Below are 21,553 nucleotides of genomic sequence, written 5' to 3' on the forward strand. Positions count from 1 at the left end.
CCAATGGCAAAACGCTACTCCGTCCGTGCGGGCTTGGCAATGTGGCGGCGGGCGATCCGGCCGCCCCGGTTCGCCTGCCCGCAAACCGCCGATCGAGGAGGCACATACGTATGCTGTCTTCCGCATGGGGCAGGACGAGGCGTATCGGTGATGGCCATGGCGGTGAACCGGAAGACCGGACCCATCCGCCGGATTGAGGCAACACGACAATTGGACGGCCCAACGCGGCCAGTTCCGGAGAGGGCATAACCGATGGCATTTCGCGAGGCGCTTCGCAGCGGCATCAGCATTTCCGCAATCACCGCCACCCTGGCCTTTGCCGGGGGAGCGATGCCGGGCACGGCATTCGCGCAAACGACGCAGCCCGAAACGCCCGAGGTCACGGACGAAGCCCGCCCGGTGACCGATCCGGACAAGACCGGGGACAATGTGATCGTCGTCACCGGTTTTCGCGCCAGCCTTGAAACCGCCGTCGCGGAAAAGAAACTTTCCGACCAGATCGTGGAATCGATCACGGCGGAGGATATTGGCAAGCTGCCCGACGCGTCGATCGGCGAATCGATTGCGCGTCTTCCCGGCCTTGCGGCACAAAGGCTTAATGGCCGCGCCAATGTCGTGGCGATCCGCGGTTTCGGGCCGGATTTCTCGCAAACGCTGCTCAACGGGCGGGAACAGACCACGACGAGCGACAACCGCTCGGTCGAACTGGACCAGTATCCCTCCGAGATCGTCAATCAGGTCGTCGTCTACAAATCGCCGACCGCGAGCCTTGTCGGCCAGGGTCTGGTCGGGACGATCGACATCCGCACCATTCGCCCGCTCGAAACCGGAAAGCAGATCATTGCCATCGGTGCGCGCGGATCATGGGCCGACATCGGTGCGCTCAACGCCGGGTCGAAGGAGCTGGGCTACCGCGTCAACGGAACCTTCGTGGATCAGTTCGCGGACGACACGCTCGGTGTCTCGGTCGCGGCGTCCTATGTCGACGAGCCTTATCAGATCCAGGAATTCAATGCCTGGGGCTATGCCGGGACGCAGGTGAATGGTGAGGATGCGGCGGTCATCGGCGGGTCGAAATCCTATGTGACCTCGACCCGGCTCAAGCGCCTCGGCATCAATGGCACGGTGCAGTGGCAGCCCATGTCGAAGCTGACACTCACGCTCGATGCGTTCTACTCGAACTTCGACGATGACCAGACCAAGCGCGGCATTGAACTTCCGCTCGCCTTCGGTGCGCCGACGCGCTTCGACCCGGCCGGTTTCACGGTCGAGGACGGGCTCGTCACATCGGGGCAGTTCAACAATGTCCGCGGCGTGATCCGCAACGATATTTTTCAGCGCAAGGCCGATCTTTACTCCGGCGGTTTCAACGCGCTGTGGGATGACGACAACGGGTTCAGCGCGTTCTTCGACTTCGGCTATTCGCGCACCGACCGTAACGAGCTGAGCCTGGAAAGCTATTCGGGGACGGGGTTCAACGGTCCGGCCACCGGACGCGGTTCGGCGGCGAAGATCACCTTTGCCTCCGGCGATACGGGAACCGTGTTCAATCCCTCGCTCGATTACAGCGACCCCGATCGCATTTTCCTGACCGATCCGCTCGGCTGGGGCGGGGGCGCCGTTCCGCAGGCCGGCTACTCCAACAATCGCATCATCGAAGACGAATTGTTCCAGTTCCGCGGCGAGGTGAAGAAGGAGTTCGACGCAGGCTTCCTGCGCAGCGTGCAGCTCGGCGCGAACTATACCAAGCGGGAAAAGGGCCTGACCCCGGACGAAGCGTTCGTGCGTCTTCCGGGCGGGGCGACCGAGGTGGCGATCCCCTCGCAATTCCTGCTGCGCGCGACCGATCTTACCTATCTCGGGCTCGGCCCCATCGTGAGTTACGATCCGCGCGACCTCATTGCCGCGGGCGTCCTCGCGCTCGAACCGCGGGTCACGACCGGGCCGAATGCCGCCAATGACGTGCTCAGCAAGAGCTATACCGTCAAAGAGGATCTCGTGACCCTCTACGCGCAGGCCAATATCGAGCAGGAGCTGGATATCGGCATCCTGACCGGCAATGTCGGCGTGCAGGGCATCAATACGAAGCAGGATTCGACCGGCTTCATCTTCCCGGCGAGCGGTCCTGAGATCGCGACGCGCGGGGCCGATTACTGGGACGTATTGCCGAGCGCGAACCTCTCGCTCCGGCTCGACAGCGACTGGGTGGTCCGCGTCGCCGCCGCGCGCGAGATCATGCGACCTCGGCTCGACGACATGCGCCTCTCTATTGAGTATGGCATCGACAATTCGGTGCCGGGCGGGCTGATCCGCGGCAATGGCGGCAATCCGTTTCTGCGTCCCTATCGCGCCAATGCGGTCGATTTCAACGTGGAGAAATATTTCGGGACCGGCGGGGTCGTCGCGCTTCAGCTGTTCTACAAGGATATCGAAAGCTACGTCTTCAACGGGCGTTTCGCGTTCGATTACTCGGACTTCCCGCCGCCGACGGGGATCGAGGCTTTCCCCGGCCTGTCGACCGAAGGCACGCTGGAGGCGCCGACCAACACGGGCGGGGGCGATCTCTATGGTGCGGAACTCGCCGTCACGCTGCCCTTCGACACGCTGTCCGACACGTTGCGCGGGTTCGGCGTCACCGGCGGCGCAAGCTATACGAAAACCGGGATCGAGGATGCGGACGGTAACGAGACGCTGATCCCCGGCTATTCCAAATGGGTGGTGAACGGCACGGCCTATTTCGAGCGGGCGGGCTTCAACACCCGGCTCAGCGCGCGGTATCGTTCGGAGTTTCTCGGCGATTTTACCGGATTTGGCGGTTCGCCCGTGCGCCGCACCGCAAAGTCCGAGACGATCATCGACGGACAGATCGGCTATGATTTTCAGGCCGGCAGCACGTTCGAGGGGCTCTCCCTCTACCTCCAGGGGCAGAACCTGACCGATCAGCCGTTCGTCTCCACCGGGGCGCAGTCCAATCAGGTGGTCGATTATCAGCTTTACGGGCGCCGCTTCCTCGCCGGCTTCACCTACAAGTTCTGATCCAGGCGACCGGTGGGGGCGCGGCGATCATCGCAAGGCGCGCTCCCCCGCCGGCCGGACCGTCTGACGGGGACGAGGGAGGACCAAGGCCGTGATGCAGGACGATGGCGCAAGGCGACCGCTGAAAATCGGGATCGCGGGGGGCGGGACGGCCGGGTGGATGGCCGCCGCCGCCCTTGCAAAGCTCACCGGGTGCGAGGTCGTGCTGATCGAATCGGAGGCGATCGGCACGGTCGGCGTCGGCGAGGCGACCATCCCGCAGATCCGCCTGTTCAATCGCGGGCTGGGCATCGACGAGGCCGAATTCCTGCGCGCGACGAAGGGCACGTTCAAGCTCGGCATCGCGTTCGACGGCTGGCGGCGCGACGGCGAAAGCTACATGCACGCCTTCGGCCATGTCGGGCGCGGCGCGGGATTGCTGCCGTTTCATCAGCTCTGGCTGCGCGGCCGGGAGCTTGGCGTGGCGAAGGATCTATCCGCCTATGCGCTTAACGACAGGGCGGCGCGCGCGGGAAAGATGCAGATGGCGCCGGGTGGCGGAGCCGCCGACATGCCCTGGGCCTATCATTTCGATGCCTCGCTCTACGCCGGTTTCCTGCGCCGTTTTGCCGAGGCGCACGGGGCGGAGCGCATCGAAGGGCGGATTGTCTCGGTCGAACGCGATGGCGAAAGCGGGGCGATCCGCGCGCTCACCCTCGATGCGGAGCGGCGGGTCGAGGCGGACTTCTTCCTCGATTGCACCGGTTTTCGCGCGCTGCTTACGGACGAGACGACGCGCGACGATTTCGCCGACTGGAGCCACTGGCTCCCGTGCGACCGCGCGGTGGCGGTGCCCAGCGCGGCGGCGGATGAGATCTTGCCCTACACCCGCGCGACGGCCCGTGCGGCGGGGTGGCAATGGCGCATCCCGTTGCAGCACCGGACCGGCAACGGGCTGGTCTATTGCAGCGAGTTCCTGTCGGAGGGAGAGGCCGAAACGGTCCTGCGCGCCCATCTCGACGGCGCGCCGATCGGCACTGCCAACCATCTGCGTTTCACGACCGGGATGCGCACGGCGCCATGGCAGGGCAATTGCCTTGCGCTGGGCCTCGCGGCGGGTTTTCTCGAACCGCTCGAATCGACGAGCATCCATTTGATACAGTCGGGCATCGCGCGCTTTCTTGCCATGCTGCCCCGCCGCGACGTGCCCGCCGCGATGGCGGAGGAGTTCAACCGGCAGGCACGGTTCGAATGGGAGAGCATCCGCGATTTCCTCATTCTCCACTACGCCGCCAATGGGCGTGAGGGGCAGCCGTTCTGGGATCGCTGCCGTGCGATGACGCTCCCCGACGGACTTGCCGCGCGGCTCGCGCTGTTCCGCGCCACCGGCTTTGTCCGGCGCGAGCATGACGAGCTGTTTACCGAGCCGGGCTGGATACAGGTGCTCATCGGGCAGGGGGTCGTCCCGCGCGCGACCCACCCCAATGCCGATGCGCTGGCGCCGCACGTGCTGGCCCGCATGCTGAACGAAATGGCGGGGAGCATCGCGTCGCTCGTCGATACCATGCCGACCCACGTCGAATTCTTGCGCGAATTTTGCGCATCGCCATCCACGCCCCGATCTGCCGCCATGATGGAGACAGCCCGATGAAACGCTTCGCCCTGATCGCCGCCGCCCTGATGGCGAGCGCGCCTGCGATTGCCACGCCCGCACCTGCCCAAAGCGCCGTTGCCCAAACCGCCGTTGCCCCACCGGCGCCCGAGAGTTTTCGTGAGCGCGGGGTGGAGGATGAAATCATCTATTTCGTGCTGCCCGACCGGTTCGCGAATGGCGACACCGCCAATGATCGCGGCGGCTATCCGGCGGACCGGATGCGCAGCGGATACGACCCGGCGCACAAGGGGTTCTACCACGGCGGCGACCTCAAGGGCCTGACCGAAAAGCTCGACTATATTCAGGGGATGGGCGTCACCGCGATCTGGTTCGCGCCGATTTTCAAGAACAAGCCGGTGCAGGGCAAGCCCGGCGATCCGGAAAGTTTCAGCGCGGGCTACCACGGGTACTGGGTCACCGATTTCACGCAGGTCGATCCGCATTTCGGCACCAATGCGGATTTCGAAGCCTTCGTCGCGGCGGCACATGCGCGCGGGATGAAGGTCTACATGGACATCATCGCCAACCACACCGCCGACGTGATCCGCTTTGCCGAGGACGAATACGCCTATCGCAGCAAGGGGGACTATCCCTATTCCACGCGGGGCGGTCCCGGCGGCCCGGCCATCAACGAAGGGTTCGATCCCGCCGATCCGAGCGCCGAAAACTGGGCCCGGCTGACCGATCCGTCCTTTGCCTACACCCCCGTCGTGCCGGAGGGGGAGCGCCATGTGAAGGTGCCTGCCTGGCTCAACGATCCGATCTATTATCACAATCGCGGCGACACGTTCTGGACCGGGGAGAGCAGCGTCGATGGCGATTTCGTAGGGCTCGACGATCTGTTCACCGAACATCCGCGCGTGATCGATGGGATGATCGCGATTTTCGGCGACTGGATTGACCGGTACGGGATCGACGGGTTCCGGATCGACACGGCAAGACACGTGAATCCCGAATTCTGGCAGGCCTTCGTGCCCGCCATGCTCGCCCGTGCGGAGGCGCGGGGCATCCCCAACTTCCACATTTTCGGGGAGATCGCGTATGACACGCCGGATGCCGTCACCGCCGCGCGGGTCATGGCGGAGGCCGATCTGCCCTACGCTCTCGACATGGGGTTCGCAAAGGCGGCGCAGCTCGTCGCGAGCGGCAAGGAAAGCCCCGCCGTGATGGCGGAACTCCTCACGCAGGATGTGATCTATCCCGGCGGGGCGGTCACCGCGACCGGCCTGCCGACGTTCCTCGGCAATCATGATTTCGGGCGGTTCTCGATGTTCCTGCGCGATTATGCGGAAACCGGCGATCGCGCCGAACTGCTCGCCCGGACAAAGCTCGGCCATGCGATGATGTTCGCGCTGCGCGGCGTGCCGACGGTCTATTACGGGGACGAGCAGGGCTTCATCTCCGACGGCAATGATCAGCTCGCGCGCGAGGACATGTTCGAAAGCCGGGTCGATGCCTATAACGACAATGCCCTGCTCGGCACCGATGCGACCACGGTGCAGGCGAATTTCGATACCGGGCACCCGCTGTACCGGCTGATCCGCGAATTGTCGGCGATGCGCACCGGCTCGCCGGCGTTGCGGCGCGGGCTGAGCACCGTGCGCGGTTTCGACCACGAGGGGCCGGGCCTGCTCGCGGTGGAGCGTTACGATGCGGCGAGCGGGAGCCGCGTGCTCACCGCGTTCAACACGTCCGGAGAGCCGATCACACGCGACATCGCGGTGGATTACGATGCCCGCGCGCTGACCCCGCTTGCGGGCGAATGCCCGGCGGCGGTCACTGCCCCCGGCAGCGTGCGGCTGACCATCCCGGCATTCGGCTGGGCCGTGTGCGAACTGGAGGCAAAGTGATGGCAGACGTCAGCACGCAGGAACCCATGGCGCAGACCGACGCCGCCATCGAATGGTGGCGCGGCGCGGCGATCTACCAGGTTTATCCGCGCAGCTTCATGGATGCGAACGGGGACGGAATCGGCGACCTTCCGGGGATTACCAGCCGGATCGAGCATATCGCCTCGCTCGGTGTCGATGCGATCTGGATCTCGCCCTTCTTCACCAGCCCGATGAAGGATTTCGGCTATGACGTCGCGGATTACCGGGACGTCGATCCGATCTTCGGGACGCTGGCGGATTTCGATGCGCTCGTCGCCCGCGCGCATGCGCTGGGGCTCAAGGTGCTGATTGATCAGGTGTATTCCCACACCTCGGACGAACATCCCTGGTTCGTGGAGAGCCGGAAGAGCCGCGATAATCCGCGCAGCGACTGGTACGTGTGGGCCGATGCGAAGCCCGACGGGGCGCCGCCCTCCAACTGGCAATCGGTGTTCGGCGGCCCGGCCTGGACATGGGACGCGCGACGGGGGCAATATTACCTGCACAATTTCCTGAACTGCCAGCCGCAGCTCAACGGGCATAATCCCGAAGTGCAGGACGCAATTCTGGACGTGATGCGGTTCTGGCTCGATCGCGGTGTCGACGGGTTTCGCATCGACGCGCTCAATTTCGCGATGCACGATCCACAATTGCGCGACAATCCGCCGGCCCCGCCGACCGACCGCCCGCGCACGCGCCCCTTCGATTTTCAGCGCAAGATCCACAACATGTCGCATCCCGACATTCCCGGATTCATCGAACGGATCCGGGCCGTCACCGACGCCTATGACGCGATCTTTACCGTTGCGGAGGTCGGCGGCGACGAGGCCGAGGCGGAGATGAAGGCCTTTACGCAGGGCGATGGCCGGCTGAATTCCGCCTATGGCTTCAACTTCCTCTATGCCGATCGCCTGACGCCCGGCCTTGTCTGTGCAGCATTGGCCGAATGGCCGGAGACGGGCGGGACGGGCTGGCCGAGCTGGGCGTTCGAAAATCACGATGCGCCGCGCGCCGTGTCACGCTGGTGCGCGCCGGAACACCGGGAGCGGTTCGCCCGGATGAAGATGGCGCTGCTCGCGTCGCTGCGCGGCAATATCATCCTTTATCAGGGCGAGGAACTGGGCCTCACCCAGGTCGATATTCCCTTCGATCAATTGCAGGATCCCGAGGCGATCGCGAACTGGCCGCTGACCCTGTCGCGCGACGGCGCGCGCACGCCGATGCCGTGGCATGGCGAAGCGGGCGGCGGGTTCGGCGCCGAGACCCCCTGGCTCCCCCTCGGCGAGGAGAACCTCGAAAGGTCCGTCGCGCAACAGGACGCGGACCCTGCCTCGCTCCTCGCGCTGACCCGCGAACTCATCGCATTGCGCAAATCATCGCCCGCCTTGCGGCATGGCGGCGCGGCCTGCGAAGCCAGCGGCGCGCTGCTCAGGCTCGAACGCTTTACGGGCGGGGAACGGGTGGTGTGCCTGTTCAACATGTCGCCCGACACTCTCGACAACATACAGATACCCCAAGGAGAAACCCTATGCAGCGTCAATTCGGTGTCGGACAGCCTTGGGCCCTATGCCGCGGTGATGGTGCGGGCATGATGCGCGCCGCGATGAAGGCGGCGGTGGGCGTGCTGCTCGCGTCGAGTGCGGTGCCGGCCTTCGCGGGCGATGTCACCTCCCCGGACGGGCGCACCGTCGTGACGCTCGACGTGGATGGGGATGGCGTTGCGTTTTACCGCGTGACGCGCGATGGAAAGCCGCTCATCGCCGATAGCGACCTTGGCTTCCTGTTCACCGATGCGGAACCGATGCGCCGCAATTTCACGGTCGAGGCCGAGACCCGCGCCACCCATGACGAAAATTGGGAGCAGCCGTGGGGCGAACGCCGCTTCGTGCGCGACCATCATAACGAGCTGTCGGTCACCTTCCGCGAGGCGCGCGCCACCAGCACGCGTGCATTGACCGTGCGGATGCGCGTGTTCGACGACGGCATCGGCTTTCGCTACGAATTTCCCGAAAGCGCCGACATGCCGGTCGCGAACATTGCCGAGGAGCTGACCGAATTCGCCATCGCTCCCGAGGCGGCGGCGGATGGCAAGGCGTGGTGGATCCCCGGCGGCGACTTCAACCGTTACGAATATCTCTACAACGAAACGCCGTTGGAGGAGGTCGGCATCGCGCACACGCCGATCACCATGCGGCTTGCGGACGGGACGCATCTGTCGTTTCACGAGGCGGCGCTGGTCGATTATTCCGGCATGTGGCTGCGCAGGATGGAAGGCTCGCGGTTCCGCGCCACGCTCGCCCCGTCGAGCCGCGGCGCCAAGGTCGTGCGCGAGGGCGCCTTCACCACCCCATGGCGCACCATCCGCATCAGCGACGGGCCCGCGGGCCTTGTCGAAAGCGACCTTGAACTCAACCTCAACGAACCGAACAGGCTCGGCGACGTGAGCTGGGTCGAACCGGGCAAATATATCGGCATCTGGTGGGGTATGATCTCCAACCGATGGACCTGGGCGTCGGGCGACCGGCATGGCGCCACCACCGAACGCACGAAGCGCTACATCGACTTCGCCGCCGAGCATGGCTTTCGCGGCGTGCTCGTCGAAGGGTGGAACGTGGGGTGGGACGGCAACTGGTTCGGCAACGGCCGCGACTACAGCTTTACCGAGGCCTATCCCGATTTCGACCTGAAGGCCGTTACCGATTACGCGCGGAAAAAAGGCGTGCGCCTCATCGGCCATCACGAAACGGGCGGCAATATCAAGGTGTACGAGGATCAGCTCGCCGACGCGATGAAGCTTTACGGCGATCTCGGCGTGGATTGGGTAAAGACGGGTTACGTCGCCGACGCGGGCGGGATCACGTCGTGCAACGCCGATATCGCCGATCCGTGCGTCGGCGATGCCGAGGTTTTCGAATGGCACGACGGACAGCGGCAGGTGCAGCATCACCTGCGCGTGCTGCAGGAAGCGGCGAAGAACCATGTCGCGGTCAATGCGCACGAACCGGTCAAGGATACGGGCCTGCGTCGCACCTATCCCAACTGGGTCGCGCGCGAAGGGGCGCGGGGGCAGGAATATAATGCATGGGCGCCCTTTGCCAACGGGCCGGACCATGCACCCACGCTCGTCTATACGCGCCTGCTGTCCGGTCCGATGGATTATACGCCCGGCGTGCTCGGCCTCGTCGGGGATCAGGATTATCCGATCGCCAGCACTCTGGCGAAACAGCTTGGCCTCTACCTCGCGATCTATTCGCCGATCCAGATGGCGGCGGATTTCCCCGAAAGCCTGGCCGCCCATCCGCGCGAACTCGCATTCATCAAGGCGGTGCCGGCCGACTGGTCCGAAAGCCGGTTGATCGCGGGTGCGGTGGGGGATTATGCCATTTTCGCGCGCAAGGACCGCGCGAGCGAGGATTGGTATGTCGGCGGCGTCAACGACGCGACCGAGCGTAACCTGACACTCGATTTTGACTTTCTGGAAGAGGGCAGGGCCTACACCGCGAAGGTGTGGAAGGACGGGCCCGATGCCACCTATCTGACCGAAAAGCGGCACGACATCGCCTATGATACGGTGACGGTGCGCAAGGGTGACAGCTATGCCGTGCGGCTGGCGCCTGGTGGCGGGCTGGCGATGCAGCTCGTGCCGCGCTGAGCGTGCTCGCCCTCGGCCCCTGGCCTGCTGTCGGGGCTGGGGGCCGAAGATAGCGATGATGGGGCTGCGTGCCGCATTCGCTTCGGGTGGCAAGAGCATGCCGCGTTCGGAGCGGGTGCCGGGCGCGGTGTCCGCCAGTCGCGGCATCGGCGCGTGCAAGTGCGAGCATTCGGCCTCGCCGGTTCGGCACGAGGGTCGCGGCTGCACCGTGCACACCGGTTGCGGACTTCTCGAAACGTTTGCCAGTCCGTTCGGGCATTGGGGCGAACGAGGAAGTAGCCCGCATTCGCCGGTGACGCGCCGCGATCTTGCGGAACCGTCTTAAACGGTATGAAGTGCCCGCCGTGTCCAGTACACATGCCATCGCGGCATCGCGAATGGTCTGCCTGTTCGGAACCGGCCTCAGAACACCGCCGCAACCATGGTCAGCAAATTGTCGATCAGGCGGCGCGGCATGGCGCGGCCGGTGGCATCCTCGCGGTCGATCTCGATCGCATCGCGGAGCCAGTCCTCCTGCCGCTGCTCCAGTTGCGCGGCGAACTGCGGGCAATCGAGGAGCAGGTTGTTCTCGAAATTGAGGTCGAGGCTCCGCCGGTCCATGTTGGACGATCCGATCATCGCAAGGGCGGTGTCGGCGACGATGGTCTTGGCATGCAGCAACCCGCCGCAATATTCGAAAATACGCACCCCCGCCTCGATAAGCGATGGATAGTAGGCCCGGCTGATCGCGACGAGCGCCCTGCTGTCGTTGCGATGCGGGAAGACGATGCGGACCGCCACCCCGCGCCGCGCCGCGGCAATGATGGCGGCGAGCAAGGGCGGATCGGGCGCGAAATAGGGCGTCGTGATCGTCACGCGCGATTGCGCCGCGGCGAGCACGGCAACGAACATGGCGGTCATCGTCCCGCGCGGCGACATCGGCCCCGTCCCGGTGGCGATGGCGGGAAAACCCCCGGCGACAGGCTGCGGCGCGTCGGGGAGGGCCGGGCGCAGATCCTCCCCCGTTTCGAGCGCCCATGTCGCGGCGAAGATCAGTTCGGTCTGACGCACGACCGGCCCTTCGAAACGGACGAGAATGTCGACCCACGGCGCAAAGCGGCGCTTGATCCGAAAGGCCGGATCGGCGCAATTCTGGCTTCCGCAATAGGCAACGCGCCCGTCGATGACGGCGATCTTGCGATGATTGCGAAGATCGATGCGATGCCCGACGAGAAAGCCGAGGCCGAAAGGCGCGCGCAGCACGCTGCACAGATGAGCGCCGGCATCGCGCATCATGGTCCAGCATGCGGAACGGATGAGGCCGCGCGATCCGATCGCATCGGCGGCAATGCGGCAGGCCACGCCCCGGCGTGCCGCGCGGCATACGGCCTCCGCGACCATCGTGCCATTGTCGTCTTCGAGCCAGATATAGAAGCAGAGATGCACCGCCGTCGTCGCGGCGTCGATGTCGGCCACCAGCATCGCGATCGCCCCATCGGCATCGGGCGTGAGCCGCGCCGCATTTCCGGTCGCGACGGGCCAGCGGGACGCCGCCTCGAACGTGGCGAAGGCATTGGCGTACCGGCCGCCCGCATCGTCGTGCCGCGCCGCCGACGGCGCCAACGCACGCAAGCCCTCCCGGATGCGCCGGTCCCGCGTGCGCAGCCCGCTCGAAATCCAGGGTTCGCCGAACAGGATGTAGAGCACGACCCCCACCACCGGCAGGGCGATCAGCAACAGCAACCATGCCGCGCGCGCAGAAGAATCGCGCCCTTCGAGCAGGATCGCGCGAAGGATCACGCAAAGCTGCACCACGAGAAGGGTCAGCCACGCCGCTGTCTCAAGTCCGGTCAATGAGGGTTCGCCCTGCCTTCCTCGCGTCTTGCCGCCGCTCTTTCGAGTGTTGAACCGGGGTCCAACACGCATTTCGCCCCAAGGACAAGCGCATATTGCCCGCGTGTCGCGTTCCCTTCGCGAGAGGGGGCTACGATACCGACATGCGTGGCGGACCTACTGCGATGGTCGATTTGCTTTGCGTGCGGCCGTCGGTCTGGCACAGGAAAGGGGAAGCTCGCGCCGGATCGAGAAGGGCGGGCAAACCCGGCGTCCGGTGGCGCGTGCCATCGTCCCGCGTCCCGAGGAAAGGAAAAAGCGATGCGATTGACCCGATTGCCCATGCTGCTCGCCGGGCTTGCCGCGATGTGGCCGATGCAGGCCGTATCGGCCCAGTCGGTGCCGCCAGGCGTAGAGCAGGTGCGGATCGACAGCGGCGCGATCCGCGGGGAACAGGACGACGGGGTGATAAGCTGGAAGGGCATTCCCTTTGCGCAGCCGCCGGTGGGCGCGCTACGCTGGCGCGCGCCGCAGCCGGTTCGCCCGTGGGACGGCGTGCGCGAAACCACCGCCTACAGCCCTGACTGCATGCAGCTCCCCTTTCCCAGCGATGCGGCCCCGCTCGGCACCGAACCGGCGGAAGATTGCCTCTATGCCAATGTATGGCGGCCAGCGGGGGCGGGGTCCGACCTGCCGGTCATGGTGTGGATCTATGGCGGCGGTTTTGTGAACGGCGGGGCATCGCCGCCCACCTACGCGGGCGCGAACCTGGCGCGGGACGGCATTGTCGTCGTCAGCTTCAACTATCGCGTCGGGCGGTTCGGGACCTTCGCCTTTCCGCAGCTTACCGAAGAGAACGCCGATGATGGCCGGCTCGCGAATTACGGTGCGATGGATCAGATTGCCGCGCTCGAATGGGTGCGGCGAAATGCCGCGGCCTTTGGCGGGGATCCCGCCAATGTGACGATCGTCGGCGAAAGCGCGGGCGGCATGTCGGTGCATAATCTCGTCACCTCACCGCTGTCGCAAGGCCTGTTCGCGCGGGCCGTGGTCATGTCCGGCGGCAATGGGAAGGGCGAGGGCAAGACGCTCGCCGAGGCGGAGCGGATCGGCGATAATTTCGCCCGCCGCTACGCCATCGACCCCGATGCACCGGGCGCCCTGGCGCAGCTTCGCGCCCTTTCGGCACAGGAGGTTACCGACGGGCTGAACCTGATGCAGCAGCCTGTGGATCCTGTCACCTATACGCGGCCTTTTGCCGACGGGACCGTGCTCGTCGATCTTGAGCAGGCCTATGCCCGCGACCGTTTTGCAAAGGTGCCGATGATGATCGGCGCGACCAGTGCGGACATCGGCGGCAAGACCGGGTATATGGTCGCAGGCGCCCGCGACGTTGCGGGCATGCTGGCGCAAAAGGATGTGCCGGTGTGGCAATATCGGTTTTCCTACGTGGCGGAGGCCATTGCGCAGCCGGGCGCGCAACATGCCTCGGAAATCCCGTTTTTCTTCGACAATACCGCCATCAAATACGGCGATGCGACCACCGCGCAGGACATCGCCGTCGGCCATATGGTGAGCGACTATCTCGTCAATTTCGTGAAGACCGGCAATCCCAACGGTCCCGACCTGCCGTTCTGGCCCCGCTATGGCGTGGCGTCGGACGCGATCATGGATTTCGCGGCTTCGGGCGAGGCCGCGGCGCAGCGCGATCCATGGGGCGCGGACATTGACGCGATGCGCCGGCGGGTGGACGCCGCGCGTGCCTCCCGTCTTTACAACAGCCTGACGACGCCGATCGGAACCATGCTCGACGATCCGGCGGCCCGGCCGATCCTCGCACGCTATTTCCCCGATTTCGTGAACAGCCCGCAAATCGGAATGGCGCGGGATGCCACCTTCGACACGGTCCGCGCCTACATGCCGCAGGTGATGACGGACGAGAAGCTGGCCGCGATGGACGCCGAACTCGCCGCCTTGGGAAAGCAGCCATGACCGGCGCGCCGGCGGGTTGACCGGCCGGTGTTGCGGGCGGATCAGGTCGGGGCAGGGTCAGCTGCGCCGGGGCGGGGTCGGTACGCACAAGAAAGCGAGGCCGCCTGAACCGTCCGGCCTGCACGGGTTTGCGTTCAGGCCCGGCGCGTGGCGCATCGGTCCCGCACCCACGACACGGCGATCGGCATGATGGAACGGGGGCCGGGCTGTAAGGCTCAGAACCAGAAGCGCACGCCCACGACATAGTTCGTCACGCTCGGATCCTCACCGTCGAGGCGGGCCTGGTCCGCGCTTTTGCCGAGCTGCCATTCCTGCTCCACCCCGATATAGGGCGCGAATTCGCGGATGATCTCGTAGCGCAGCCGCACGCCCACCTCGGCGGAGGTGATGCCCGTGCCGAGGGCGAGTTCCGGTACGTCCTGCGCCGAAAGGTTCACTTCGCCGCGCGGTTGCAGGATGAGCCGCTGCGTGATCCGCTGCTCGACCTCGGCCTCCACACGGGCGGTCAGATCGCCTTCGTTCGACAGGAAAGCGGCGGCATCGACTTCGAACAGATAAGGCGCAAGCCCCTGCACGCCGAGCACCGCATGCGTGCGCTCCGGCCCGGTCAGGTCCTGCCGGATGCCGGCCTGCACATCCCACCAGGGGCCGATGGCGTGGCTCCACAATCCCTGAATCTCGGCGTCTTCGGGCTGCTCGCCAAAGGTGCCTTCACCCTCGCTCTTGAACCAGAACTTGTCGAGATCGCCGCCGTAATACCCCTGCACGTCCCAGAGATAGCCGTCGCCGCCTTCGCGCGCGCGATATTCGGCCCGGTCGCCCTGAAACCAGAAATAGCGCATGCCGCCGTTCTCCGTGCGCAATGCCTCGCGCGAGGCGCGCATCGCATCGGCGCCCCAGATGGCATCGGCGGCACGCGCCGGGCCGCTTCCCGCAGCAGCAGGCGGCGCGGTGCGTGGCACCGGCATCGCGCCGTGATCCATGGTGCCGTGGTCCATGGCGCCGTGGTCCATGGCCCCGTGGTCCATTTCGCCGTGGCCCATGGCACCGTGATCCATTTCGCCGTGGTCCGTTTCGCCGTGGTCCATGGAACGCAGGTCCATCTCTCCATGATCCATGGCGTCGTGGTCCATCGCATCGGGATCCATTCCGGAATGTCCCGCGTGGGTGCCGGCATGGTCGTCCGTTGTCGCCGCTTCCGGCATATCATGCGGGCCCGGCGTGCAGGCCCCGTCGGGCACCGCGTGGCCCATTGCACGGTGGCGGGCGGCTTCCTCCTCGCACGCGGTCGGGGCGGGGTCTTCTCCACCCGTGGCATGGCCGGCGTGATCCTGTGCGAATGCGGGCGTGGCGGCGGCGCACAGGAGAATGGCGACGAGCGGGCGCATCAATCTTCTCCCACCCGTTCGACATCGGGCCGGTTGCCACGCGGTGCGACCGTCACGATCTGAAACATGCCCATGTGCATGTGGTAGAGCAGGTGACAGTGAAAGGCCCAGTCGCCTTCCTCGTCCGCGGTCAGGTCGAAGGTGGCGCTTCCGCCCGGCTGGACGATGACCGTGTGCTTCTGCGGCTGATGATCGGCGGGCGCGCCGTTGACCAGCTCGAAGAAATGGCCGTGGAGGTGGATCGGGTGCGCCATCATCGTGTCGTTGACAAGCTTTACGCGGACCCGCTCGTTATAGGCGAAACGGATCGGCTCCTCGCTCACGGAGGAAAATTTCTTCCCGTCGAAGGACCACATGTACCGTTCCATATTGCCGGTCAGGTGGATTTCCATCTGCCGCGACGGCGTTCGCAAATCGTCATTGGGCGCCAGCGCGACGAGATCCTTGTAGGTCAGCACGCGGTGTTCGACCGTGTCGAGCCCGATGCCCGGATCGCCCATGCGATCGACGGGGTTCATCGACACCATGTCGATCCCCGGTCCGACCTTCACATCGGGCGGAAGCAGCGACGTATCGCGCATGTTCATACCGCCCATATCATGCCCGCCGGACGCGTCCGAAGGCATGGCATGGCCCATTGCCGCATGGTCCATACCGGCCATGTCTCCGGCCCCGTCCGCACTCAGGTCCAGTTCGGTGCCGTGGTTCATGCCCATGTCCGCCGTGGTCAGCAGCGGCGGATCGCGCAGCGCCGGCACAGCGGCCCGCGCACCGGGGCGGGACGCCAGCATGGCCACCGCCATGCCCGACCGGTCCATGCTTTCCGCGACGATCGCATGCGCCTCGCCCACAGGTTCGACCAGGATGTCGTAGGTTTCCGCCGTGCCGATCTGGAATTCCTCGACCTCCACCGGGCGCACGTCCTGTCCGTCGGCGGCGACCACGTGGAATTTCATGCCGGGAATGCGGATGTTGAAGAAGGTCATCGCGCTGCCGTTGATGATGCGCAGCCGCACGCGCTCGCCCCGGGTGAACGCGAATTCGAGGCCTTCCTCCGGCCCGCGCCCGTTGGCGAGATAGGTGTAGGTGGAGCCGGTCACGTCGGCGATGTCGGTCGGCGTCATGCGCATGTTCGCCCACATGCGCCGGTCCTCTCCCGAAAGCGGGTAATCGCCGGTCCACGACGTCTTCTGGAAATTGAAGTATTCCTCGCCCTTCTTGAGCTTGTCCATGATGGTGTGCGGGTGGAGCGGGCTGAATTCGCTGAGCAGAATGACGTAATCGCGGTCCGGCGCGACCGGGTCGCGGCGCGCGGGTTCCACCATGATCGGGCCGTAATGCCCTGCCTGTTCCTGCATGCCGGAATGGCTGTGCCACCAATACGTGCCGTGCTGACGCAGGGCGGGAATGTCGTAGACGAAGGTTTCGCCGGGCGCGATGCCGGGAAAGCTGACGCCGGGCACGCCGTCGAACTGAAACGGGAGCAGCAGCCCGTGCCAGTGGATCGAACTGTCCTCGTCCAGCGTGTTGGTGACCGCGATGCGCACCGGATCCCCCTCGCGCAGGCGGACGAGCGGGCCGGGCACGCTTCCGTTGACGGCGATGGCATGGCCGCGCCGCCCCTGTACCGTATGCGTGCCCTTGCCGATGGTCAGCGCGATGTCGCGGCCCGATACCTCGTCAAAGCCGGGGCGGATCATCCCGCCATGCAGATCGCCGCCGCGCGCCCATGCGGGCAGGGCGAGCGCCCCCGCGCCCAGGGTTCCGGCGGCAAGCAGACCGCGGCGTGAAACGTTCAATCGGGACATGGACCTTGCAACTCCTTCGCGGTCCGTCATATATACCCCTCGGGAGTATGGCAAGATACCCCGCAGGGTATAATTGCATATTGGAGAATTCGAAGTGTCGGCAACCCATGGTTCCCGCATCGTCAACCGCCTCCGCCGGATCGAGGGGCAGGTACGCGGCGTCGCACAGATGGTCGAGGATGACCGCTATTGCATCGACATCCTGACCCAGATGCAGGCGATCAAGGCCGCGCTGGGCCGGGCGGAGAGCGAAATATTGAAACGGCACGCCGCCTGCTGCGTCGCCGACGCCATCGCGAGCGGCGATGCAGAGGAGCAGAAGGAAAAATTCGGCGAGCTGGTCGATCTTTTCGAAAAGGCGAAGCGTTGATCCCACGCCACCCTTGCGCATGATACGAGATGTAAAGGAATATACTGATGACCGATCGAACCCGTAAAGGCGCGCTGCGCATGGTCGCCTCGTCCGCCGCGATATTCGTCGCGGCCTGCGCCGGTGTTGCACAGGCGGCCAGTTTCACCATGTATCGCGATCCCAATTGTGGGTGCTGTCTCGGCTGGGCCGATCATGTGGAGAAGGCCGGCAAGCACGATGTAAAGGCCGTCGACCATCCCGACATGGCATCGGTGAAGGCGAAAAATGGCGTGCCGGGCGACCTCGTGTCGTGTCACACCGCCATCGTGGACGGCTATGTCATCGAAGGGCATGTGCCCGCCGCCGATGTCGAACGCCTGCTGTCCGAACGTCCGGCCGGTGTCGCGGGGCTCGCCGTCGCGGGCATGCCGATGGGTTCGCCCGGCATGGAGAACGGCCCCCATCGCCAGCCGTACAAGGTCATCGCGTTCGGTCCGAAGGGCCGCAGCGTGTGGGCCAGCCACGGCGGGAGCGCATCGTGAAACACAATGCCGCACAGGAGAAAACCGCCACCGTGTACCGGATGGTCATGCCCGAGCATGTCTGCCCCTACGGATTGAAGACGGTCGACCTGCTCGAACGCGAAGGGTTCGCGGTGGACGACCACTACCTCGAAACGCGGGAGGAAACCGACGCGTTCAAGGAAAAGCACGGGGTCAAGACCACGCCGCAGACCTTCATCGATGGCGAGCGGATCGGCGGCTATGACGATTTGCGCGAATATTTCGGCAAGTCGGTGCAGAAGGAGGGCGAAACCAGCTATCAGCCCGTGATCGCCATTTTCGGCGTCGCGTTCCTGCTGGGCCTCGCGGTCAGCTGGTACGTGTTCGGCACGATCTTCACCGTGCAGGCGATCGAATGGTTCGTCAGCCTGTCGATGGCGCTGCTCGCCATACAAAAGCTGCAGGATATCCGCAGCTTCTCGACCATGTTCCTCAATTACGACCTGCTGGCGCGGCGATGGGTGCGCTATGGCTTCATCTACCCGTTCGGCGAGGCGCTGGCCGGCATATTGATGGTGGCGCATGCGTTGCCGATCGTGTCGGTGCCGGTATCGCTGTTCATCGGAACCGTCGGCGCGATCAGCGTGTTCAAGGCCGTATATATCGACAAGCGCGAACTGAAATGCGCGTGCGTCGGCGGGGGCAGCAACGTTCCGTTGGGCTTCGTTTCGCTGACCGAGAACCTGTTCATGATCGGCATGGGCCTGTGGATGGGGGCCAAGGCGCTGGGCTGGGTCGTTCTGTAATCCCGGCCCAACTGCGGCCAGAATATTTGAGGAATTGGAAGGAGCATCGACATGGCGAATGACCAATCCGGCAATACGTCCGGCGGCGGCGGCAATTATTGGCGCTTCATGGCGATGGTGTCGACCTCCACGGTCATCATGTTCGGGCTCATGTATGCCAATACTTTCGATGCCGATCACATATTCTGGAGCGAGACGCGTTTCTGGATGATGTTCGTGATGGGGGCGATGATGATGGTCGTCATGCTCCTTTTCATGTGGGGCATGTACAAGGACCGGACCCGGAATTTCATCATAATCGGCGTCGGGGTCGTCGTGTTCGCCCTGTCCCTCTGGCTCGTGCGGAGCCAGGCGACGGTGGACGACACCGAATACATGTCCGCGATGATCCCGCATCATTCGATCGCCATCATGACGAGCGAGCGGGCGAGCCTCAAGGATCCGCGCGTGCGCAAGCTGGCGCATGACATCATCCTCGCGCAGCGCCGCGAAATTGCGCAGATGAAATACCTGATCGCCGACATTGAGGAGAACGGCATCCGCACGGAGGAACGCCTTCCCGAAGGCATGAACGTGCGGGCCGAAGGAACGGCGGGGGCTGACCGATGAAAAAGCTCGTCATTGTCGCCGCCCTGTCCGCGCTCGCTCTTGCCGGGTGCAACCGCAATACGGCCATCGGCAACGACCGCGAAGCCGGACGCGACCCGCCCGCGCAGGCCGCACCGATCATGCCGGCTGCCCCTGCGTTACGGAACGTGTCGACCGCGCTCATCAAACCGGAAACGATGAGCGATGCCGACGTGGCCGCGATCGGCGGGACCGAAGGGCGATGCGTTTTCACCCTCACCGAGGTCAGTTTCCCGGCCTTCGTCTATACCCCGGGGGAGCAAGGGTTCATCAAGCTCAATGGCACGCTCATTCCGCTCGATGCGGCGGGTGCCGACCGGTTCGAAAGTGGGCAATTGGTCGTCACCGCCCGGCTGCTCGACACGCGGGGCAATGCCGGATTGCGGGGCCTGGAGATGATCGTGGTTCCGCCCGGTGCGGGGGACGAGCTGGGGTATCGCGGCTATACGAGCTGCGAGGGCTGAACCGGCGGCGATCCTCTTCGCTACCCGTTTGTTAACCATGTCCAGCGCGCCGCAACGATGCGGGCGCGGTGCTCCGTAACGCGCGGCAATCCGGGCAAAAGGCGGTTGCCACCATTTCCGATCCGTCGGGATGCGGTTGCATCCGGATCGGACCGGCCTTCCTTTGCCGCGACCCTTGCTGCGGGATAACCCCTAGGGCGTTGCAGACGGCGGTTTTACGCAATTTGAGGTAACTCCTGTCGGCACGCAACGGATGGATCGAAAACCTTCCCGATTTTCGACATCTCCCGATCGTTTGCCGATCACCGGGTTCGGGGAGGACAGGAGTAGTAAATGGCGCGCATCATTCTGGCCGAAGACGATGAGATCGTCGGTGAAATCGTCCGCGATACGCTGATGGATGCCGGCCATGCCGTCGGCTGGTGCAAGGATGGCCGTTCGGCGCTCGATGCCATTCGGTTCCGCCCGCCGCATCTTGCCATCCTTGACCAACGCATGCCTGAAATGTCCGGGATCGAAGTGCTGCGCTCCATGCGGATCAGCAAGGAACTCGCCATGGTTCCGGTCCTCATGCTCACCGCGGTGCGCACCGATGCGGATCAATCGATCGCCTATTACGACGGGGCGGACGATTACATCACGAAACCCTGCAACATGGAACAATTGCTGTTCCGCGCGGACCGCCTGATACAGGGCGCGATGCGCCGCATTTCGGGCATGGAAGGCATGCCGCAATTCGGCAAGATGGTCGCGCGCCCGGTCTGACCATCTGGCGGGGCCGGAGCCCCGGAATCGATCAACGGCCGATCCGCCGTATCGGCCGCCGGGTCATCGGCGGCCGGTGGATCAGTTTGACCGCGGGATCACCGGATCTGACAATCGGGCGACAGGCGGAAATCGAGGTAATTGTCGACAGAGCGCATGAGCTCGTCGAATTCATGCTCGAAAAAATGGTTCGCGCGCGGAATCTCGTCGTGGTGAATTGTGATGTGCTTCTGCGTGCGCAGCTTGTCGACAAGCTTCTGCACCGAAGACGGCGTCACCACCGTATCGGCGGCACCCTGGATCATGATGCCGGAGGCGGGACAGGGCGCCAGGAACGAGAAATCGTACATGTTCGCCGGCGGCGCGATGGAGATGAAGCCGCGGATTTCCGGGCGCCGCATCATCAGCTGCATCCCGATGAGCGCGCCAAAACTGACGCCCGCGATCCACGTAACCTGCGCCTCGGGATGGACCGACTGCACCCAGTCGAGAGCGCTCGCCGCATCGGACAATTCGCCGACGCCATTGTCGAAACTGCCCTGGCTGCGACCGACGCCGCGAAAGTTGAAGCGCAGGACGGCGAAACCGCGCGCGGCAAAATCCTTAAACAGGGCTTGCGTGATACGCTCGTTCATGGTGCCGCCGCCCTGCGGATGCGGGTGCAATATCATGGCAAGCGGCGCACGCGGGCGCGGGGCGGGATGATAACGGCCTTCTAGGCGGCCTTCGGGACCGGGAAAAATAACGGCTGGCATGGGGTGATGTCGTTACCTGATGCTGGCCCCATGCTGCGGCTTTCGTTGCGAAGCGCGCACGGGGGTGTGATTTGTGGACGCAGCCTATA

The 21,553-nt window shown here is 64.9% G+C and carries 16 protein-coding genes; 12 read left to right on the top strand and 4 right to left on the bottom strand.

Going from position 1 to position 21,553, the window contains the following annotated elements; all coding sequences use genetic code 11:
- The first annotated feature begins 252 nt into the window (after positions 1-252).
- The 5 genes from Q0897_RS01890 (at position 253) to Q0897_RS01910 (ending at position 10,192) form a co-directional block, all read left to right on the top strand.
- Entirely contained in the window at positions 253-3,036 is a 2,784-nt protein-coding gene (locus tag Q0897_RS01890) for a TonB-dependent receptor (RefSeq protein ID WP_299307218.1), read from the top strand.
- A gap of 94 nt (positions 3,037-3,130) precedes the next feature.
- Positions 3,131-4,666 carry a tryptophan halogenase family protein gene (locus Q0897_RS01895; RefSeq protein WP_299307568.1) on the top strand — a complete coding sequence of 512 codons (1,536 nt, stop codon included), beginning with the start codon at positions 3,131-3,133 and terminating at the stop codon, positions 4,664-4,666.
- Positions 4,663-6,519, top strand: coding sequence for an alpha-amylase family glycosyl hydrolase (locus tag Q0897_RS01900; RefSeq protein WP_299307219.1), 1,857 nt, complete (start codon positions 4,663-4,665; stop codon positions 6,517-6,519). Before Q0897_RS01895 ends, Q0897_RS01900 begins: the two co-directional genes overlap by 4 nt.
- The gene (locus Q0897_RS01905) at positions 6,519-8,132 is read left to right on the top strand and encodes an alpha-amylase family glycosyl hydrolase (protein ID WP_299307220.1); all 1,614 of its coding nucleotides are present in this window, start codon (positions 6,519-6,521) and stop codon (positions 8,130-8,132) included. The genes Q0897_RS01900 and Q0897_RS01905 overlap by 1 nt, the downstream gene beginning before the upstream one ends.
- On the top strand, positions 8,132-10,192 hold the full coding sequence (locus Q0897_RS01910; protein ID WP_299307570.1) for a glycoside hydrolase family 97 protein: 2,061 nt from the start codon (positions 8,132-8,134) through the stop codon (positions 10,190-10,192). The genes Q0897_RS01905 and Q0897_RS01910 overlap by 1 nt, the downstream gene beginning before the upstream one ends.
- 402 nt (positions 10,193-10,594) lie before the next feature.
- Here Q0897_RS01910 and cls read toward each other — a convergent pair whose 3' ends face one another.
- Positions 10,595-12,025, bottom strand: a complete 1,431-nt coding sequence (gene cls / locus Q0897_RS01915; protein ID WP_299307221.1) for a cardiolipin synthase — start codon at positions 12,023-12,025, stop codon at positions 10,595-10,597.
- A 300-nt stretch (positions 12,026-12,325) separates the two neighbouring features.
- On the opposite strand from cls, the gene Q0897_RS01920 reads away from it, so the two are divergent.
- A complete protein-coding gene (locus Q0897_RS01920) occupies positions 12,326-13,996 on the top strand; it encodes a carboxylesterase family protein (RefSeq protein WP_366519888.1) in 1,671 nt (556 codons plus the stop codon).
- 215 nt (positions 13,997-14,211) lie between these two features.
- Here Q0897_RS01920 and Q0897_RS01925 read toward each other — a convergent pair whose 3' ends face one another.
- A complete protein-coding gene (locus Q0897_RS01925) occupies positions 14,212-15,384 on the bottom strand; it encodes a copper resistance protein B (protein WP_299307222.1) in 1,173 nt (390 codons plus the stop codon).
- A complete protein-coding gene (locus tag Q0897_RS01930; RefSeq protein WP_299307223.1) occupies positions 15,384-17,192 on the bottom strand; it encodes a copper resistance system multicopper oxidase in 1,809 nt (602 codons plus the stop codon). The genes Q0897_RS01925 and Q0897_RS01930 overlap by 1 nt, the downstream gene beginning before the upstream one ends.
- Positions 17,193-17,286: 94 nt before the next feature.
- Between Q0897_RS01930 and Q0897_RS01935 the strand changes: the two genes are divergently transcribed.
- The 6 genes from Q0897_RS01935 (at position 17,287) to Q0897_RS01960 (ending at position 20,709) form a co-directional block, all read left to right on the top strand.
- Positions 17,287-17,562: a metal-sensitive transcriptional regulator gene (locus Q0897_RS01935; RefSeq protein WP_299307224.1), complete on the top strand. Its 276-nt coding sequence runs from the start codon at positions 17,287-17,289 to the stop codon at positions 17,560-17,562.
- A gap of 47 nt (positions 17,563-17,609) precedes the next feature.
- Entirely contained in the window at positions 17,610-18,086 is a 477-nt protein-coding gene (locus Q0897_RS01940) for a DUF411 domain-containing protein (RefSeq protein ID WP_299307225.1), read from the top strand.
- 41 nt (positions 18,087-18,127) lie between these two features.
- Positions 18,128-18,853: a glutaredoxin gene (locus Q0897_RS01945; RefSeq protein ID WP_299307571.1), complete on the top strand. Its 726-nt coding sequence runs from the start codon at positions 18,128-18,130 to the stop codon at positions 18,851-18,853.
- A 114-nt stretch (positions 18,854-18,967) separates the two neighbouring features.
- Positions 18,968-19,462, top strand: coding sequence for a DUF305 domain-containing protein (locus tag Q0897_RS01950; protein WP_299307573.1), 495 nt, complete (start codon positions 18,968-18,970; stop codon positions 19,460-19,462).
- Positions 19,459-19,944 (top strand): DUF6692 family protein, encoded by a 486-nt coding sequence (locus Q0897_RS01955; protein ID WP_299307226.1) that lies wholly within the window; start codon positions 19,459-19,461, stop codon positions 19,942-19,944. Before Q0897_RS01950 ends, Q0897_RS01955 begins: the two co-directional genes overlap by 4 nt.
- A gap of 333 nt (positions 19,945-20,277) precedes the next feature.
- On the top strand, positions 20,278-20,709 hold the full coding sequence (locus Q0897_RS01960; protein ID WP_202083910.1) for a response regulator: 432 nt from the start codon (positions 20,278-20,280) through the stop codon (positions 20,707-20,709).
- Positions 20,710-20,807: 98 nt separating this feature from the next.
- Here Q0897_RS01960 and Q0897_RS01965 read toward each other — a convergent pair whose 3' ends face one another.
- Positions 20,808-21,464, bottom strand: a complete 657-nt coding sequence (locus Q0897_RS01965) for an alpha/beta hydrolase (protein ID WP_202083912.1) — start codon at positions 21,462-21,464, stop codon at positions 20,808-20,810.
- Positions 21,465-21,553 lie beyond the last annotated feature (89 nt).

The organism is uncultured Croceicoccus sp. (assembly GCF_947496385.1).
Taxonomy (GTDB): domain Bacteria; phylum Pseudomonadota; class Alphaproteobacteria; order Sphingomonadales; family Sphingomonadaceae; genus Croceicoccus.

Coding starts and splice junctions, on each gene's coding strand:
- Q0897_RS01890 (WP_299307218.1), top strand. CDS start 253: ATGGCATTTCGCGAGGCGCTTCGCAGCGGCATCAGCATTTCCGCAATC.
- Q0897_RS01895 (WP_299307568.1), top strand. CDS start 3,131: ATGCAGGACGATGGCGCAAGGCGACCGCTGAAAATCGGGATCGCGGGG.
- Q0897_RS01900 (WP_299307219.1), top strand. CDS start 4,663: ATGAAACGCTTCGCCCTGATCGCCGCCGCCCTGATGGCGAGCGCGCCT.
- Q0897_RS01905 (WP_299307220.1), top strand. CDS start 6,519: ATGGCAGACGTCAGCACGCAGGAACCCATGGCGCAGACCGACGCCGCC.
- Q0897_RS01910 (WP_299307570.1), top strand. CDS start 8,132: ATGCGCGCCGCGATGAAGGCGGCGGTGGGCGTGCTGCTCGCGTCGAGT.
- Q0897_RS01920 (WP_366519888.1), top strand. CDS start 12,326: ATGCGATTGACCCGATTGCCCATGCTGCTCGCCGGGCTTGCCGCGATG.
- Q0897_RS01925 (WP_299307222.1), bottom strand. CDS start 15,384: ATGCGCCCGCTCGTCGCCATTCTCCTGTGCGCCGCCGCCACGCCCGCA.
- Q0897_RS01930 (WP_299307223.1), bottom strand. CDS start 17,192: ATGTCCCGATTGAACGTTTCACGCCGCGGTCTGCTTGCCGCCGGAACC.
- Q0897_RS01940 (WP_299307225.1), top strand. CDS start 17,610: ATGACCGATCGAACCCGTAAAGGCGCGCTGCGCATGGTCGCCTCGTCC.
- Q0897_RS01945 (WP_299307571.1), top strand. CDS start 18,128: ATGGTCATGCCCGAGCATGTCTGCCCCTACGGATTGAAGACGGTCGAC.
- Q0897_RS01950 (WP_299307573.1), top strand. CDS start 18,968: ATGGTGTCGACCTCCACGGTCATCATGTTCGGGCTCATGTATGCCAAT.
- Q0897_RS01955 (WP_299307226.1), top strand. CDS start 19,459: ATGAAAAAGCTCGTCATTGTCGCCGCCCTGTCCGCGCTCGCTCTTGCC.
- Q0897_RS01960 (WP_202083910.1), top strand. CDS start 20,278: ATGGCGCGCATCATTCTGGCCGAAGACGATGAGATCGTCGGTGAAATC.
- Q0897_RS01965 (WP_202083912.1), bottom strand. CDS start 21,464: ATGCCAGCCGTTATTTTTCCCGGTCCCGAAGGCCGCCTAGAAGGCCGT.